This window comes from Pseudarthrobacter scleromae, from assembly GCF_014644515.1.
Lineage (GTDB): Bacteria > Actinomycetota > Actinomycetes > Actinomycetales > Micrococcaceae > Arthrobacter > Arthrobacter scleromae.
This window is the reverse complement of record NZ_BMKV01000002.1, coordinates 335640-352205: the sequence shown is the minus strand read 5'-3', so window position 1 is coordinate 352205 and position 16566 is coordinate 335640. Positions and strand designations below refer to the sequence as shown.

At 65.5% G+C, this 16566-nt stretch carries 16 protein-coding genes; 3 read left to right on the top strand and 13 right to left on the bottom strand.

What is annotated here, in order from left to right:
• Positions 1-46 precede the first annotated feature (46 nt).
• Positions 47-1309, top strand: coding sequence for an ROK family protein (locus IEX33_RS06510; protein WP_188728726.1), 1263 nt, complete (start codon positions 47-49; stop codon positions 1307-1309).
• Between the two features lie 30 nt (positions 1310-1339).
• On the opposite strand, the gene IEX33_RS06505 is transcribed toward IEX33_RS06510, so the two are convergent.
• On the bottom strand, positions 1340-1765 hold the full coding sequence (locus tag IEX33_RS06505; RefSeq protein WP_229675260.1) for a C-glycoside deglycosidase beta subunit domain-containing protein: 426 nt from the start codon (positions 1763-1765) through the stop codon (positions 1340-1342).
• A gap of 59 nt (positions 1766-1824) precedes the next feature.
• Between IEX33_RS06505 and IEX33_RS06500 the strand changes: the two genes are divergently transcribed.
• Positions 1825-2838 carry a restriction endonuclease subunit R gene (locus IEX33_RS06500; RefSeq protein WP_188728724.1) on the top strand — a complete coding sequence of 338 codons (1014 nt, stop codon included), beginning with the start codon at positions 1825-1827 and terminating at the stop codon, positions 2836-2838.
• A gap of 95 nt (positions 2839-2933) precedes the next feature.
• On the opposite strand, the gene IEX33_RS06495 is transcribed toward IEX33_RS06500, so the two are convergent.
• The 11 genes from IEX33_RS06495 to IEX33_RS06445 all read right to left on the bottom strand — a co-directional run bounded on the left by IEX33_RS06495 (position 2934) and on the right by IEX33_RS06445 (position 13815).
• Positions 2934-3938 (bottom strand): sugar phosphate isomerase/epimerase family protein, encoded by a 1005-nt coding sequence (locus IEX33_RS06495; RefSeq protein WP_188728721.1) that lies wholly within the window; start codon positions 3936-3938, stop codon positions 2934-2936.
• Between the two features lie 13 nt (positions 3939-3951).
• A complete protein-coding gene (locus IEX33_RS06490) occupies positions 3952-5148 on the bottom strand; it encodes a Gfo/Idh/MocA family protein (RefSeq protein ID WP_188728719.1) in 1197 nt (398 codons plus the stop codon).
• A complete protein-coding gene (locus tag IEX33_RS06485) occupies positions 5145-5543 on the bottom strand; it encodes a C-glycoside deglycosidase beta subunit domain-containing protein (protein ID WP_188728716.1) in 399 nt (132 codons plus the stop codon). The genes IEX33_RS06490 and IEX33_RS06485 overlap by 4 nt, the downstream gene beginning before the upstream one ends.
• 8 nt (positions 5544-5551) lie before the next feature.
• Positions 5552-6610: a sugar phosphate isomerase/epimerase family protein gene (locus tag IEX33_RS06480; protein ID WP_188728714.1), complete on the bottom strand. Its 1059-nt coding sequence runs from the start codon at positions 6608-6610 to the stop codon at positions 5552-5554.
• 21 nt (positions 6611-6631) lie between these two features.
• A complete protein-coding gene (locus IEX33_RS06475; RefSeq protein WP_188728712.1) occupies positions 6632-7735 on the bottom strand; it encodes a sugar phosphate isomerase/epimerase family protein in 1104 nt (367 codons plus the stop codon).
• The gene (locus tag IEX33_RS06470; protein ID WP_188728710.1) at positions 7732-8127 is read right to left on the bottom strand and encodes a C-glycoside deglycosidase beta subunit domain-containing protein; all 396 of its coding nucleotides are present in this window, start codon (positions 8125-8127) and stop codon (positions 7732-7734) included. The genes IEX33_RS06475 and IEX33_RS06470 overlap by 4 nt, the downstream gene beginning before the upstream one ends.
• Positions 8128-8215: 88 nt before the next feature.
• Entirely contained in the window at positions 8216-9775 is a 1560-nt protein-coding gene (locus tag IEX33_RS06465; protein ID WP_188728708.1) for a GMC oxidoreductase, read from the bottom strand.
• On the bottom strand, positions 9772-10548 hold the full coding sequence (locus IEX33_RS06460) for a TIM barrel protein (protein ID WP_188728706.1): 777 nt from the start codon (positions 10546-10548) through the stop codon (positions 9772-9774). The genes IEX33_RS06465 and IEX33_RS06460 overlap by 4 nt, the downstream gene beginning before the upstream one ends.
• Before the next feature lie 128 nt (positions 10549-10676).
• Positions 10677-11513, bottom strand: a complete 837-nt coding sequence (locus IEX33_RS06455; protein ID WP_188728704.1) for a carbohydrate ABC transporter permease — start codon at positions 11511-11513, stop codon at positions 10677-10679.
• A 2-nt stretch (positions 11514-11515) separates the two neighbouring features.
• Positions 11516-12475, bottom strand: a complete 960-nt coding sequence (locus IEX33_RS06450) for a carbohydrate ABC transporter permease (protein ID WP_188728702.1) — start codon at positions 12473-12475, stop codon at positions 11516-11518.
• Positions 12476-12528: 53 nt separating this feature from the next.
• Positions 12529-13815, bottom strand: a complete 1287-nt coding sequence (locus tag IEX33_RS06445) for an ABC transporter substrate-binding protein (RefSeq protein ID WP_188728700.1) — start codon at positions 13813-13815, stop codon at positions 12529-12531.
• Between the two features lie 236 nt (positions 13816-14051).
• Here IEX33_RS06445 and IEX33_RS06440 point away from each other — a divergent pair, with 236 nt between their 5' ends.
• Entirely contained in the window at positions 14052-14996 is a 945-nt protein-coding gene (locus tag IEX33_RS06440) for a LysR family transcriptional regulator (RefSeq protein ID WP_188728697.1), read from the top strand.
• A gap of 69 nt (positions 14997-15065) precedes the next feature.
• On the opposite strand, the gene IEX33_RS06435 is transcribed toward IEX33_RS06440, so the two are convergent.
• Positions 15066-16544 (bottom strand): C-glycoside deglycosidase beta subunit domain-containing protein, encoded by a 1479-nt coding sequence (locus tag IEX33_RS06435; protein WP_188728696.1) that lies wholly within the window; start codon positions 16542-16544, stop codon positions 15066-15068.
• Positions 16545-16566: the final 22 nt, after the last annotated feature.

The following is a 16566-nucleotide window of genomic DNA, read 5'->3' as shown; positions in this document are numbered from 1 at the left end:
CATCTAACCGCACCTTAGTGTGCCTCCGTGTGTGAGAATTGTGATCATGACGACAGAGTCCACCCTCCGCTTTGGAGCCCAGACCGATGAAGTGACCAGCCTCCTGCGGATCGTCAACCTGGTGCGCACCGGCGAGGCAACCACCCGCCCCGAAATCGGCAAGGTTACGGGCCTCGGCCGGGGTGTCGTCAGCCAGCGCGTGGACCAGGCCATCCAGTTCGGCTTCCTCGGCGAGGGGGAATTTGGCGCCTCTTCAGGTGGCCGCGCGCCCCGGACCCTGCGCTTTCGCTCCGAGCAGGGGCGCATCATCATCTGCGCCCTCGGGGCGGCCCATATTCGGGTTGGCGTGGCCGCGCTTGACGGGGACATCCTGGAACACACGCACCGCACCTGGGATATCACCCAAGGGCCGGAGAAGACCATCGACGCCGTCATGGCCCTCGTGGACGAGGTCCTGAAAAAGGATTCCGATGTGCCCGTCTGGGCTGTGGTGGTGGGACTTCCCGGTCCGGTCGACTTTGCCTCCGGGCAGCCCGTGTCGCCTCCGATCATGCCCGGGTGGAATGGATTCGACATCCGCACGCCCTTCGAGGAGCGCTTCAACGCCCCGGTCTGGGTGGATAACGACGTCAACCTGCTGGCCCTCGGCGAACGTGCCCGCCGCCGCGAATCCCTGGCAGACCTCATCTACTGCAAGATCGGCTCGGGAATCGGCGCGGGCCTGTTGTCCCAGGGCCGGATCCACCGCGGGGCCAACGGTGCCGCCGGCGACATCGGCCATGTCCGGGTGCTTGACTCCCAAGCGCAGTGCCGCTGCGGAAAGATCGGCTGCCTGGAGGCTGTCGCCAGCGGCTGGGCCCTGGTAAGGGATGTGGAACAGGCCATCCGGGAAGGTGCCACCAGCTCCATGGCGGCGCTGGTGGAAAAGGGGGCACTGACGTTCGAGGACATCACCCTGGCGGCCCAGGCCGGCGACCCGCTGGCCATTTCGTTGATTCAGAGGTCGGCACGCGTGGCGGGCGAGACCATCGCGGCCCTGGTGAACATGTTCAACCCTGGAGTCATCGTGGTCGGCGGGGCCATGGGCTCGGCCGGCGAGGTGTTCCTGGCGGAAGTGCGCCAGCGGGTTTACGAGCTCTCGCTGCCGCTCGCCACCCGGGACCTGACGATCACCCCCTCCGTGAATGACGTGCGCGAACCCCTCCGCGGCGGCGCCGAACTGGCGCGGGAGCAGCTGTTCGATGTCACCTTCCCGCGCTGGTTCGCAGGCGGCCGGCCCTCACCGGAACGGGTGGCAGTTCCTGCCTAGGGTTCCACGGGACACTCCGGGCGCTCCCCCTCAGGCAACGTCGCGGGACACGCTGGGCACAGGCGCGCCGTCAAGTTCGAGCAGGGCCTCCAGGCGGAACGGCAGGACCAGCGGAGTGCCTGGCCGCGCCTGCAGGTAGGGCACCAACAGCTGGAAACCGACCGCGACCGCATGCGGCCCGCCGGAAAGGTGCCGCTGGACGGCGAGCACCAGCCTGTCCTGGATGAACCACCAGCCGGGTTCCTTCGGCAGGGCTTCCGCCGGGACCTGCCGCACGCCCAGCGCGACCGCCAGCTCCCGCCCCACCACCGGAACGCCGTCGACTTCCACCGCCAGCCCCGCCACGGAGGACAGGGGCATCGAGCGGATCCACGGCAGCCCCACCCGCAGTTCGAAGCCGCCCGAAGCGGAGGTCAACGCATCTTCGCGTAAAGCTGTTTGCAACAAGGCTTCCATCCTTTATCCTAAAAGTGACATAAGTTTGTCACTAACAGACATAAAAGGGAAGGCTACCCATGGCTCCCGAAATTCCGTTCGGATGGACGCTCTGCGCCAGCTCGTTCAATTGGGCCCCGGACATCATCTCCGCCCGCAGGACGGCCCGCGATATCGTGACTGGCATCGCGGCTTCGGTGGCACAAACGGTTGAGCTTGAGCCGGGACTGGTCTGGCGGTCCTTCCCCGCGCCGCAGGACGCCGAGGTGGACCAACTGCGCCACGGCCTCGCCGCGGTCCGGGGACGGATCAGCATCGTGGGCGCCAGCTTGGACGACTTCACCTCCCCCGTCGAACGCCGCCCGCTGCAGGAGCGCCTGGATTTCCTGGTTCCCCAGCTCCGCGCTGCGCACCGCGTTGGAGCCAGCGGGGTCCGGCTCCCGATCGGACAGGCGGGAACGGAACTGCTCATGCTGCTGCAACCCCTGCTGCACGAGCTGGACCTGGTGCTCTACGAGGAAATCCAAGGGCAGCAGGCTCCGGGCAATCCGGCGGTCGCTCCGGCCCTTGACGCGATAGCACGGCTGGCTGATGAACGCGTGCGGGTCCTCGTGGATATCAGCATGCTGATGCCCGCCCTTCCCGTGACCTACCTCGAAGAAATGCGCAAGGGCGGACTGTCCCCGGATCTCATGGCGCGCCTGGAGAATGACTGGCGCGATCCCGCAACGCACAACGCCATCACCGCCGTGCTGCGTTCGGGCAACGTGCCGCCGCGGATCCACACCCTCTTCATGAACCTGCTCATCCGCTTCGGCCGCAGCGGCACGGCGGACCTGCAGGACATCCTCCCCCTGGTGGGCGCCTTCCACCTGAAGTTCTGGGACCTGGACGACGACGGCGGGCGCGTTTCCCGGCCGCTGCGGGACCTGGGCGGCCTGCTGGGCAGGAGCGGCTTCACCGGCACACTGACCAGCGAGTGGGGTGGACACGAGTGGTTGCAGAAGGACCCCACGGAGATGACGCGGCGGCACCTCACCCTGGCGGAGGCAACCCTGGCACAGTCAGCGCTGGCGGCCACGGCCTCCAGCTGACAGAAAACAGACAGCTGACACACACAGAAACGGCCGGCCCCGGGTTTACCGGGACCGGCCGTTCTGCGCAGCGGTGCTGTTTGGTGCTGCATGTGCTACTTCGTGCTGAAGGCGGCGTCGAATGCCGCTGCTGAAGGTTCATAGCCGGACAGCCTGCGTACGAATGCCAGGGCTTCGGGGGCACCGTCCAGCCTGTCCATGCCGGCATCCTCCCACTCCACGGACAGCGGGCCACGGTAACCGATGGAATTGAGCATGCGGAACGCGTCCTCCCAGGGCACATCGCCGTGGCCCGTGGAAATGAAATCCCAGCCGCGGCGGGGGTCCGCCCAGGCCAGGTGCGATGAGAGGCGGCCATTGCGGCCGTTGGACAGCCGCTTCTTCGTATCCTTGCAGTGCACGTGGTAGATGCGGTCCTTGAAGTCCCACAAGAACCCCACCGGATCGATGTCCTGCCACACCATATGGCTCGGGTCCCAGTTCAGGCCAAACGCCTCACGGTGTCCGATGGCCTCCAGGGTGCGCTGGGTGGTCCAGTAGTCGTACGCGATCTCGGACGGGTGGACTTCGTGGGCGAACCTGACCCCCACCTCGTCGAACACATCGAGGATGGGATTCCACCGGTCGGCGAAGTCCTGGTAGCCGGCGTCGACCATCTTCTCGGAGGCGGGCGGGAACATGGCCACGTACTTCCAGATGGAAGAGCCCGTGAAGCCCGTCACCGTCTTCACGCCGAGCCTGGCGGCAAGCCGGGCTGTGTTCTTCAGCTCCTCCGCGGCTCGGCGGCGGACACCTTCAGGGTCGCCATCGCCCCACACCACGTCCGGCAGGATTCCGCGGTGCCGCTCGTCGATGGGATCATCGCAGACGGCCTGGCCCTTGAGGTGGTTGGAGATGGTCCACACCTTGAGGCCGTTGCGCTCCAGGACGTCGAGCTTGCCCTGCACATAGGCGTCGTCGTCCCAGCGCCAAGGGTCCAGGTGGTCACCCCAGCAGGCGATTTCCAGCCCGTCGTAGCCCCACTCGCCTGCGAGCCGGGCCACTTCCTCGAACGGCAGGTCGGCCCATTGGCCGGTGAACAGGGTGATTGGTCGTGCCACGTATTTTCCCTCCCTAGGTGGCCTGGACGGGGACGCCGGAAGCGACCCGGGTCCAGGCGGAATCATTCTCGGAACTGCGTTCGACGGCGTCGAGCACACGCTGCACCTTCAGCCCGTCGCCGAACGTGGGGTGGGGGTCGGTGCCGCCCACGATACCCTCCACCAGGTCCTTGACCTGGTGGGAGAACCCATGTTCGTAGCCGAGCATGTGGCCGGCCGGCCACCATGCCGAGACGTAGGGATGCCCGGCCTCGGTAACCAGGATCTTCCTGAACCCCTGGCGGTCTGCGGGTGCCGTGCGGTCGTAGAACTGGACGCTGTTGAGGTCCTCCAGGTCGAATGCCAGGGCGCCTTTGTCCCCGGAGACCTCAATCTGGAGCGCGTTCTTCCGTCCGGTGGCGAAGCGCGTGGCCTCGAAGGATGCCAGCGCACCGGATTCCAGGCGGCCGGTAAAGATGGCGACATCGTCCACCGTCACCTGGCCGTATCCGCTGCCGGCGGTGCCCGCGAGCCCGGAACCCGAGGAGGATCCCTCCACACGGGGCCGTTCCTTCACGATGGTGTCAATGACACCGGATACCTGCGTGACGTCCTGCCCCGTGACGAACTGGGCGAGGTCGATGGCGTGGGCCCCGATGTCCCCCAGCGCACCGGACCCGGCGTGGTCCTTCTGCAGGCGCCAGGCCAGCGGCGTCTCCGGGTCCACCAGCCAGTCCTGCCGGTAGGAGGCGCGCACCTGGTTGACCGTCCCCACCGCACCTTCAGCGATCAGGTTGCGCAGGAACGTCACGGCGGGAACCCTGCGGTACGTGAACCCCACCATGGCCCTGACGCCCCGGGCGGCGGCCCGTTCCGCGGCTTCGGCCATCGCCTCGGCCTCGGCCACCGTGTTGGCGAGCGGCTTTTCGCACAGGACGTGCTTGCCTGCCTCAAGCGCAGCGATGGCGATCTCGGCATGTGAATCGCCGGGGGTGACAATGTCCACGACGTCGATATCGTCGCGGGCGATGACCTCACGCCAGTCAGTGGCTGACTCGGCCCAGCCCCACTTTTGGGCCGCGGCAGCCACGGCGTCGGCGTTCCTGCCAACGATGACTGCCATCTCCGGCTCGGCGGGCAGGCCGAACACCCGTGGGGCCGTGCGCCAGCCCTGGGAATGGGCGGCGCCCATAAAGCCGTAGCCGATCATGGCCACGCGCAGGGTGTTCATGCGAGCACTACCTTGCGCTCAACCGCCACCCGGTTGCCGACGTAGCGCATGGGTGCGATCTGCATGTACAGCAGGCGCAGGGTGAGGATGACCTCGACGTCGATTTCCTCGCCTGCGTCCGGGACACGGTCCAGCGGGATGATGATGTCCGGCTTGTCGGCAACAAACCAGAGGGTGTCCCACTGGTCCGGAAGTTCGGCAATGGAGTAGCTCTTGCCCTGCAGTTCAAACCGCAGGGCCTCCTTGGGGATCTGCACCCCATTGACGGTGGCTGCTACGTCATCCACGGCGGACAGCCAAAGGCTGCGGTACCAGGGAAGCTGCACCGAGACGGAAATGCCCTCGGGGTGCCTGCGGACGTCGGCGTCCTGGAACAGGGAGTTGTGGGTAGCCATGGTTTTCCTTACTTCGCAGTCTCGACCAGGGTCGGGTGGGAGACAGTTGGATCTGCTGCTTCTTCGATGGCCTGCCGCATGAGGGCGTGCTGCTTCTTGACGAGGTCGATCGGGTCCGATTCGCCCAGGTCGGCAAAGGCGTGGCCTTCCCATTCGCTGGAGAGGAAGCCGGTGTAGCCGCCCTTGACGAACTGCCGGACGATCCGGGGGATGTCCATGGCGGGCTCATTGCCGTTTTCGTCGATGTCATAGAACTTGGCGTGGACGTGGAACATCTGCGGCATGATGTCCAGCCATTCCTCCGGCGGAACCAGCCCGTGCATGTTGAATGCGAGCCGGGTGAACGGCCCCAGCCGGGCAGGGTCGAAGTTGTTCTCCCGCAGATAGTCCTCGAACTCCTGGTTGCGTTCCTGCATGGGCAGGGGCTTGCGCCAGATGTCCTGCATAACGGCGAAATGCTCCTCCGGCAGCCCCATCTGGGTAAGGGTGCGGAACAGCGTGGGCGAGAGGCTGTGCATGGTTGAGCTGAAGTCCGCGGTGAACCCGAGGCGGTCGCTGCCGAGCTCCTCATACATCTCGCGGATCTGCAGGATCTTGGGATCGTTCGGGCCCTGGGGCGCGTGGATCTCGTAGCCGAGCTTCTGGTCGTACTTCTCGGCCAGCGGAAGCAGCCGGCGGAGCAGGTCCTTGCCCGCGGACCGGATAACGATCTTGTTGAAGCCCAGCGTGTTGGCGGTCTTGAGCTGCCTGGCGAAGAAGTCGAACTCCTCGTCCGGCGTCATGTCCCGGTCCTTACGGCGGCCCATGTCCAGGTTGGTGCCCACGGCGCTGGGGGTCAGGCCGTAGCGGTCCATGCTGTCCCGCCAGAGCTTCACGAAGTCGTCGTCAACGTCGGGGTAGGTGCGGAGCATCTGGGCGATGTTGAATTCGACGCCGGGGCCAAGGCCTTCGTCGGCGACGGCCTTGATCAGGGTCTCCGGCGTGTAGATACCGGCGGCGAATTCCGAGGTGAGCGAATAGAGGGTGATGCCAAGCTGGATGCCCGAGCCGGCGATGCCTTCTGTCATGGTGTGTGGTCCCTTCATTGGTCAGCCGCGGACGGGCTGGGCCAGGTGGCTGTTGAGGATGCGGCGTGCTTCTGAGGCGTCGGTGATCATGGCTGAGCCGGCGTCCGCCGCAGCCGACCGCTGGACGGCCTGTTCGCCGCGGATAATGTCGAACGGGTCCTGCCAGTTGTTCCAGTGCCAGCCTTCGTATTCGCTGGAGATGGCGCCGGAGTAGCCGTTCTCCACGAGTTGCTTGACTAGGCCGCGGACCGGCACCGACGGTTCCTCCCCGTTCTCGTCAATGCCGAAGAACTTGCCGTGAACGTGGCGGACCCACGGCATGATCTCCAGCCAGGTGTCCAGCGGCGCTGGACCGAAGAGCCCGGTTCCGTTGATGCCAAAGTCGATGCCGAGGTCCGGGCGGCCATTGCGGGCTGCCAGTCCGATGAACGCACCGAAGCGTTCGCCGTGGACCTTCTGGGTGTTGGGCGGACCCTCGGCGTAGAAGCCGTTCCACAGCTCCACCACCTGGCGGAGGAGGTCCTCCGAAGCTCCGCGGCGGCGGTACGCCTCCAGCAGGGAGGGGGCAAAACCGGTGACAGTGGCCCCCCAGTCAGCGGTAAAGCCAAGCAGCGGGGAATCAAGCAGCTCAAAGCGGTCGCGGAGCGCCAGGATCCGTTCGTGCGCGCCATGCTGGTCCGCATGGACCTCCAGGGCCAGGGTGACGCCGTACTGCTCGGCCACCGGAAGCAGGCTCTCCATGGCGTCCGGGGTCAGCGAGATCTGCACCCGGGCAATCGGGAAGCCGAGCCGGGCAGCCACCTCAATCTGTCTGCGCATGTAGTCGACCAGTTCATCGTGGTTCATCAGCCGGTCGCGGCGGAGGCCGGTATCAACATTGACGGCCAGGGACGTGGGGACCAGGTCCACCTCGGCCACAAGATCGCGGAACTGCCCCACGAAGGCGTCGTCGATCCGGTCCGGGAAGCCACGCAGGCTGGAGAAGCCTATAACTTCCAGGCCGGGACCAAAACCTTCCGCCGCCACCTTGCGGATCAGCCCGTCGAGATCGTACTGCCGGGCGTGGAACGCCCGGGTGAAGCTATAAAGGGTAACGCCCTGGATAGGCGTGCCGAGGCTGGTCATCGCTGGGCCACCTTCATGGTCTTGGTGTCGTGCTCTTCGATATGCAGCACGCCGTGGTCGGTGATGATGTACGGGATATAGAGCTTCAGGTCCACCCGGACCTCGTGCTCGGCCTGGCCGTCTTGGACCGGAAGGTCGCCGGAAAGGACGGCCGAGTCCAGCGGGAACCACCATTCGCTGGTCTCATCCACGAGCTCGTCAAAGCTGAACGTGCGGTTGTTCATGGTCCAGCGCAGCGTGTCCGCCGGCGCGGCAACGCCGTCAACCGTCAACGCTGCGCCGGCGATGCATGAGCCCGGAAGGGCGCGGTACCAGGGGATGCGGACTTCGACTGCGGTCCGGCCGTCCTGGGTGGTGAGTGTTCCCTGCTCGATAATGCGGTCGGCGATCATCGAGACCTCCTTGTCTGCGGCATTGCGCGCTTGTGATTGGGCGAATGCCGGTGCTTGATCGGAATGGCAGCAACGTGCCACTTATTCCTTATTTAGTCAGTCTAATGTCTGATTCAGACGTAAGTAAAGCGTTGCTGAGGTCCCGCGCGATTTTCCGCGCTCCGCGTACAGCGAGCGCAACCGCTGTCAGCGTCGGATTGCACGCCGTGGCGGTGGGAATGACACCGTTTCCGGCCACGAACAGACGGGGAACCTGCCATACCTGGCTGTCCGGGGAACAGACGCTTTCGCCGTCGTCCGCCTGCCCCATGCGCGTGGTCCCCTGGTAGTGCAGGGATGCCCCCGGCGGAAGGACGAACGGGCGCTCGTCCAGCGGTTCACCCACCGCCTTGCCCAGGCGGACAATTTCCTGCCGGGCGCGTTCAAGCACCTGCTTGTCCCGGTCCGTAAGGCGGTAGTGGATGCGCATGGCAGGCATTCCGTACGAGTCCCGGGCGCCGTCGTCGAACGCCACGCGGTCCTCGCGCTGCAGGTCTTTGGCACAGAACAAACCAAGCCCCACGATTGAGCCCGGGACAACGGGGTCATCGTCCGCCAGGGGAATCGGGGATGCGTCAAGCTGCATGATCTGGCCGTGGAAAGGCGCCTCGTCCGTGTAGGGAACCCAGGCCACCCCGGCCTGCTCGCTGAGCGCACCGCCGGCGGCTGCCGGCGCAATCTCGGCTTGGACGTCACGCAACCTGCTCGCGAAGACCACCTGAGCCTGGTCATTGAGGTACCGGCCAAGGGCGTCGGGCCGGATTCCGGAGGCCCACAGCAACTGCGGCGTGCGCAAGGCGTCGCCGCCCACCACCACGTACCGGGCGGCCACCCTGCGCGTCTCCCCGCTGCGGCGGTCCTGGACCTCGATACCGGCGGCGGCGCCGTCTTCCACCAGCACACGGGTCACCAGGGACTCATCAAAGAGTTGAAACTGCGGGTTTTCCCGGGTGGCTTCACCCATCACGACGTCGGAACCTGACCAGGCAAGGGCGCCGTCCTCCCGCCGGTGTACTGCGAGCGGCATGGGCTGGACCCGGTAGGCGGGGCCGCGGCCCTTATCCACGGCGGCTGCGAGCCGGTTACGGACGAGGTCCGCGAACGGGGCACCGTCGAAGGCATGGGTGGTGACCCCCAGGAGGCGTTCGGCATCGCCCAGGAGTTGCTCCAGGTCGGCGAGGAACGGGATGCGCTCCTTGCCTCCCGGCCGTGGGCAGGCCGCGGTCCAGTGCGCGGCCATACCCCCCACGTTGCTGGACATGGCAGCGACGGGCATTCCGTCTTCGCCGGGGAAGGCGTACCCGTCCTGCAGAAGGTAGGTTCCGGGGCGTGCCCGGCGTTCCCCGCTCTTGACGGCGCCGGGAGAGCTCACCGTTTCAGCGCCGGCGCCGGGACCTTCCGATGCGCGCTGTGCGATGCTGCGGCGTTCGGGATCCGCGATGTTCTTCACGTGGGCCCCGGGCGGATTGCTGACTGTGGGGCCCACCTCGAACATGGCAATGGTGGCACCGGGGGCTTCCTCGCTAAGGATCCGGGCGTAAGCCGAGGCCGTGGGACCGCTGCCAACGATGGCGACGTCTACGGCGTCCGGATACCGGCTTCCGCTCATCGCCCTGCCACCAGTTCCTGGATGCGCCGCACCGACTTTGCCGAGTCGATGGTGGGGTAGTACTCCAGCCCGATCGGGCCGGTGTAGCCGCTGTTCCGCAGGTCTTCGAAGCGGGCCGGCCAGTCGATGGACCCGGAACCGGGCTCGCCGCGGCCGGGGGCATCTGCGATCTGAACGTACTTGATGAGGTCGCCGGCGTTGGCTAGCTCGGCGGCCACGTCCTCACCCTCCACGGTGGAGTGGTAGAGGTCGTAGAGGACTCCGAAATTCGGTGAGTTGACGCCCTTGGCGACGTAGACGGCTTCTGCTGTCCGGTCAAGGAGTGCCCCGGGGTGGTCCACCCGGATGTTGACGGGCTCCAGGACCAGGGTGATGCCGGAGCCGGCGATGTGCGCTGTGCCCTTGGTGAAGATCTCGATCAGCTCGTCCAGCTGGTCCTGCCGCTTCCGCCCGCCGAAGCCGGTTCCGCTGCCCACCACGATCCGGGGGCAGCCCAGCTGCTGCGCTACCTCGACGCCGGCATCGAGGCCCGAGAAGAAGGGAGCGTGGTCCTTGGGCGGGATCATGAACTGCATCCGGGGTTCGGCAAGTTGGGCGGTGAGCTGGATCCCGGTTTCCTCGAGGGCGTCCTTGAGTGCGGGGATGTCCTTGCCGGTGGGACCCCACATTTCCACCGCGTCGAAGCCCGCGGCTGCTGCGGCACGAACGCGGTCTGCAGGGCTGCTGCCGGCCTCCGAGAACAATAGGTCGATGTTGGGCGCAAGCTGGTACATGCGTGTCTCCTGGGATGTCGGGAATTGGGCAAAAATGGGATGGCGGCGGGCGGGAATGGCCCGTTTTGGGGCGCGGAGGACCGCCGCGGTGCGTTTCAAGCGCTGCGTGGTGGCCGACCGGCGAAGGGTCAGCCCTTCAGGCCGCCGGAAAAGCCTTGGATGAAGCGCTTCTGCGCGAACAGGAACAGGGCAAGGATGGGGACCATGGACACAATCACGATGGCGAAGATTGAGTTCCACTGGGAGACCAGTGAGCCGATGTAGTAGTACATGGCCACCGGCAGCGTCTGGTTGGCCGAGCCTCCCAGGAAGATCAGGGAGGTGAAGAAGTCATTCCAGACGATCAGTCCGGCGAAGATGGTGACCGTTCCCGTGGCGGGGGCCATCATGGGAAACACCACCTTGGAGAAGATCTGCGACTTGGTGGCGCCGTCAATGGTGGCGGCTTCCTCGTAGTCCGTGCCCAGGCCTCGGAAAAAGTTGGCGTACAGGAAGATCGAGAGCGGCAGGAGCATGCCGGTGTAGAGGACGATCAGGCCCCAGGCCGAGCCCGTCAGGCCGATGGCACGCGCACCCATGTAGAGAGGGACGGCGCCGAGCTGCCCGGGCAGGATGATGGCAATCAGAAAGAGGTAGTACGTGGCCTTGCTCCAGCGGCGGGTACTGCGGGAAATGACGTATCCGGTGATGGAGCCAAGGGCAATCAGCCCAACGATGCTGCCTGCGGTGATAATGGTGCTGTTGACGAGGCCCATGACCACGTTGGAGTTGCCGGTGGCGGTCAGGACATCAACAAAATTGCTGAAATCCGGGCTGTTGGGCGGGGCCAGTGGCGACGTCGTGTACATCTCGCTGTCCGGCTTCAGTGCCGTGGTCACCAGGAAGTAGAAGGGTGCCAGGAAGATCAGCGCCAGGGCCCAGAGGCCAACTTCGCGCAGCACGGTGATTTTGGTGTAGCGGAACATCGTTAATCCTCGGGGCTCGTACGCGTCAGCCGCTGCTGGATGACGGCGAAAAACAGGATGATGAAGGCGAGCACCAATGCCAGCGCGGCTCCGCCGCCAAAGTTGCCGAGTGCGAACGCCTGCTTGTAGACCTGGGTGGCGAGTGTTTCGGTGGCCCCGGCGGGGCCTCCCCCGGTCAGCGCCATGATGGGGTCGAAGACCCGGAGTCCCTGGACGATGCCGAGCGTGGTGGCGATGGCGACGGCGGGGCGGATGGCCGGGAGCGTGACGTTGCGGAAGCGCTGCCACAGGTTTGCGCCGTCAATAGCGGCGGCTTCCTCGACCTCCACCGGGACGCCGGCAAGTCCGGCCATAAAGATCACCATGGCGAAGCCAGTGGTGCCCCAGACGAGGACCACCAGTACGGTCCAAATGGCCCACTGCGGGTCAGCAAGCCAGGGTTTGGCCAGGTCGCCTGCACCAATCGAGGCGAGGAAGACGTTGATGGGTCCGTCGAAGTCGAAAATGTACTTCCAGATGTAGGCGGTGGCGAGCGGGCTGAGCACCACCGGCATAAAAAAGAGGGTCCGGAGGATGTACCGCGTCTTCAGGACCCGGTTCAGGCCAAGGGCGATGATGAGCCCGGCGACATTGCCGAGCAGGACGGAGCCGAACGCGAGGAACAGCGTGTTGGACAGTGCCCCCACCTTGGCAGGGTCCTTGAAAATGGCTTCGAAGTTCTGCCATCCCACGATCTGGAACGAGCCAATGCCGGTCCAGTTGGTGAAGGCGAAGAAGCCCCCGATGCCGGTGGCTACGTAGTGGATGGCGAAAACGAGTGCGATGCCGGGCAGGGCCCACCACCAGTGTCCGAACTGCAGGCCGCGCCCGCGGGGGCGGGCGTTGGTGCCCGCCCCCGGGGTGCGTCCGCCTCGCCGGGGTGCTTCAGCTGCTTCGCTCTTGGGTTGCATCGTCGCAGTCATGGTAATCCTTGCTTGTCCCTTGGAGTCGACGGACCGTTGGTGATGGAGAACTGTCACTGTCCCCAGGCTGCGTCCATGGCCTGCAGGACCTGGTCAGGGGTCTTCTGGCCCGTGATGATGCCCTGGACGCCGGTGGCAAGTGCGTCGTAGACCGCGGAGTTGGGCCACTGGATGTTGGGCAGCGGTCCGTACTTTCCGTCCTTGATCAGGTCGCCGACGTTCTTGTAGGCGCCGCCGTCGAAGTCGTAGCTGTCGAGTCCGCTGACCGGCAGGGCGCCGTCGATCTCGGCAAAGGCTTTGGTCTGCTCCGGTTCGGCGGCCCATTCGAGGAATGCCTTGGCGGCATCCTTGTTCTTGGACGCCGCGTTGATGGAGAAGGCGTAGTTGGCGCTGGCATACAGGTATTCGTTGCCCGAGCCTTCAGCCGGAAGCGCGCGCACGTTGAATTCGGAGCCGGCAGCAGCGGACTGCAGCTGCTTCCAGCTGGTGGCCGGGATGAATCCTGCCAGTGACGTCCCGCTGGCAAGGCCCTTGGTAATGGCGTCAAAACCGGCGCCGGCGGCACCCTTCTGGAAGCAGCCGGCGTCCTTCAGGGTGTTGACTGCTTCCAGCGCTGACTTCCAGCCGTCCGAACCTGCGAAGGTAACTTCCTTGGCTGCGCGCTTTTCGTTCCACTGGGGGTCTTCCGCGTAGACGCGGGAGGCTGCGAGGGACATCGCAGTGAGGCCCGTGTTGGGAGGCGCCGCGCCGGCAAGGGCGAAGAGGGATTTCCCGGACGATTCGAGGGATTTGCACTGCTCTTCAAGGGCCGTGAAGTCCGCGGGGAACTCTCCGGCCTCTTTAACCGCGGCCTCGTTCGTGACCAGCGCGGAGACGGTGATGGCCGTTGCCTGGCCGAAAACCTTGCCCTCCGGGCCGAAGGTGCTGGCGCTGCCTTCCGGCAGGAGGTCCTTGGCGGAGTCATCCAGGGGCTCAAGGAACCCGGCCTCCGCCAGCGGAAGGATGCTGCGCCCCTGGCCGCTGCCCGGGGAGGTCACCACGATGTCTGAGGCGTTTCCGGCCTGGAGCTGCGTGCGCAGGGTCTGGTCATAGGAGTCATTGGGCTGCGGGTTGAACGTGATCTTCACGTTCGGGTTAGCCTCCATGTACTTCTCCCCCAAAACCTGGAAAGGGCTCTCAATGGTGTTGGAGGTGGCGAACGACAGGGAGAATTCCTGCGATCCCTGAGCGGAGGAGGTGGTTCCGGTGGAGGCTGCGCAGCCGGTAAGAGCGAGGGCTGCGATGGTGGGAACTGCAAGGGCGCCGGCCTTGAGACCCGAGTAGCGGCGGTGCTGTGTCATGTCCAGCCTTTCTGACTTCGTTGTCGAAAACTATCCGGGAGCCGTGAGCCCGGTCACTCACCAGTATGAGGGAGATGTGCAGAAAAAGCACATAAGTCTTGCCGATGACAGACATAAGTCTCACGGGGGTCTGCAGAACCGTTCTGCATCGGTAAATGTGATGGAAACCACCACTCCTATTGATCCCGCTGATAGATTGGCCTGACGAAAATTCACCGTTGAAAGATCGCCGTGCCGTGACAAATAATGTCCTGCTTTCCCGGCTCGACCTCAACCTGCTGATCTCGCTGGATGCCCTCATTACGGAGCGGAGCGTGACGAGGGCGGCCGAGCGGCTCCACCTGAGCCAGCCGGCCTTGAGCGCCTCGCTGGCGCGGCTCCGATCCCATTTCGGGGATCCCATCCTGGCCCGCCGCGGCAACGCCTATGAGCTGACGCCTTTCGCCCTGCGCCTGGCGGAACACACCACCACGGCATTGGAAGCTGCGCGCCGGGTTTTCGAAAGCCAGGCAACGTGGGAGCCCGCCGAGTCCGAGCGCGAGTTTTCCATCTACGGCTCGGATTACGGCTTCACCACCATCGGGCGGGTTGTTTCCGAGCTCGCTGCCGAACGCGCCCCCGGAGTCCGGTTCCGTTTTATGCTGCACAACCCGATGGTGGTGGAGGATGCCGCCAACCGCCTGCGCTCGGTGGACGGCATGGTGATTCCGCACGGCTTCCTCACCGGGCTCCCCTACCTGGACCTGTGGCGGGACGGCTGGGTCGCCGTCGTTTCTTCCTCCAACGCCGCCGTCGGCGAGAAAATCACCATGGAGAACATCGCAGAGCTCCCGTGGGTGATGACCTACCAGACCCGCTCGGCGTCAACCTCGGCCGAACGCCACATCATGCAGCTCGGCGTGGAGCCCCGCGTGGACGTGGTGGTGGAGAGCTTCCAGTCCCTGCCGCACTTCGTGGTGGGGACCAACCGGATCGCCCTGATCCAGGCGGCGCTGGCGCCCCTTGCGCTGCGCGTGGGCGGGGTGCGGATCCTGCCGCTGCCCTTCGATGCCACGCCGTTGGTCAACGCCCTGTGGTGGCACCCGGTGCACAACCGGGATTCGGAGCACGAGTGGATGCGGGATCTCTTCAAGGAGGCTGCCGGAATCGTGGCGGCGGCCACCGCCACGGACGCCCCGTAGAAGCCCGGTGCGCTTAAACGCCCCAGTGCCCCTGCCGGCTGACCGGAGGGGCACGGGGCAGTCGGCTCGTTACGCTGGCGCCGGCACTGACCGCATGCTCTTGCGGATCAGGTCGTGCTGCTTCCGGACCAGTACCAGCGGATCCACCTCGCCGAGCTCGGCAAAAGCGTGGCCTTCCCACTCACTGGACCAGTTGCCGCGGTAGCCGCCCTCCACAAAGACCCGGACGAGTTCCGGGTAATTGATCGCCGGTTCGTTGCCCTCTTCATCGATGTCGTAGAACTTGGCGTGGACATGCATGATCTGCGGCATGATGTCCGCCCACTCCGTTGGGCTGACGTGGCCGTGCATGTTGAAGGCGAGGTGTGCGAAGGATCCCAGGCGGGCAGGGTCGAAGTCCTGTCCCCGGAGGTAGTCGATGAACTCCTCCTGCCGTGCGCGCATCGGGGCGTCGGTTGCCCAGATGGCCTGCAACGTCCGGACGGCGTCCTCATCCAGGCCCGCACGGCGGACGGCCCGCAGGAGTGTCGGCGACATGCTGTGCATGGTTGACGAAAAGTCCGCCACGAATCCCAGCAGTGGTGAATCCAGCTCGGCGTACACGTCGCGTACCTTCATGATTTCAGTCGCATTGGGTCCCAGCGGTGCGTGGATCTCGTAGGCAAGTTTGAGCTCCAGGTCCTCTGCCAGCGGCAGGAGCCGGCGCAGCAGGTCCGGTTTTGCGCTTTGGATGCGCACCAGCGGGAATCCCAGCCTCTTGGCGCCGTGGAAGAGGGTCTCTGTGAACTCGTATTCCTCGTCCGGCGTCATGTCGCGGTCGCGACGGCGTCCCATGTCCAGGTTGGCGCCGAAGGAGCTTGCGGTGAAGCCGTGCTTGTCAAAGGCTTCCTGCCACGAGCGGGCGAAGTCTTCGGTGACCCTCGGATAGGTGGGCAGGACCTGGGAGGCAACGATCTCGATGCCCGGGCCGATGCCCAGCTCGGCCACCCTGTTCAAGAGGCCGTCAAAGTCGTACCAGCCGGCCCGGAACTCGGCACTGGCTGAGTACAGGGTCAGCCCCAGCGAGAACGGGTCCTCTGCCGCTTTGGGAGGCGGCGGCGTGAAAGCCGTGGTCAATGCCGGAGCCGGTGCAGACTTGTCCGTGACCACCAGGTCCAGCGTCTGGTTGACGAAGTTGGGCACATACACGCCCGGGCCGCCGGCCTGCCCCGGCGCGATCTGCATATAGGGCAGGCGCAGCTCTCCCAGCAGTTGGACCGTGTGCTGCTCCCCCAGCGCAAGCGGGTTCTCCCTCCTGGCGATGAGCAGGGGATGCTCCTGGAGGTACCAGAGGGTTTCGCCCTGGGCGGGCAGGTCCGGGAGGGCATACCGGACGCCGCCCAGTTCCAGGGACAGGTCCGCGGCGGGGACCTCGTCGCCGTCAACCGTCAGTTTGAGGCTGGAGACGGATGAGAGCCAGAGGCTCCGGTACCAGGGGATGGTCAGGGAAAGAGCTAGGCCCTCCGGGTGGGTGCGCAGGCTTGCATCGTCAAGAAGTCCGTTGGGCATGGTTGTTCTCTTTGCTGGGAGG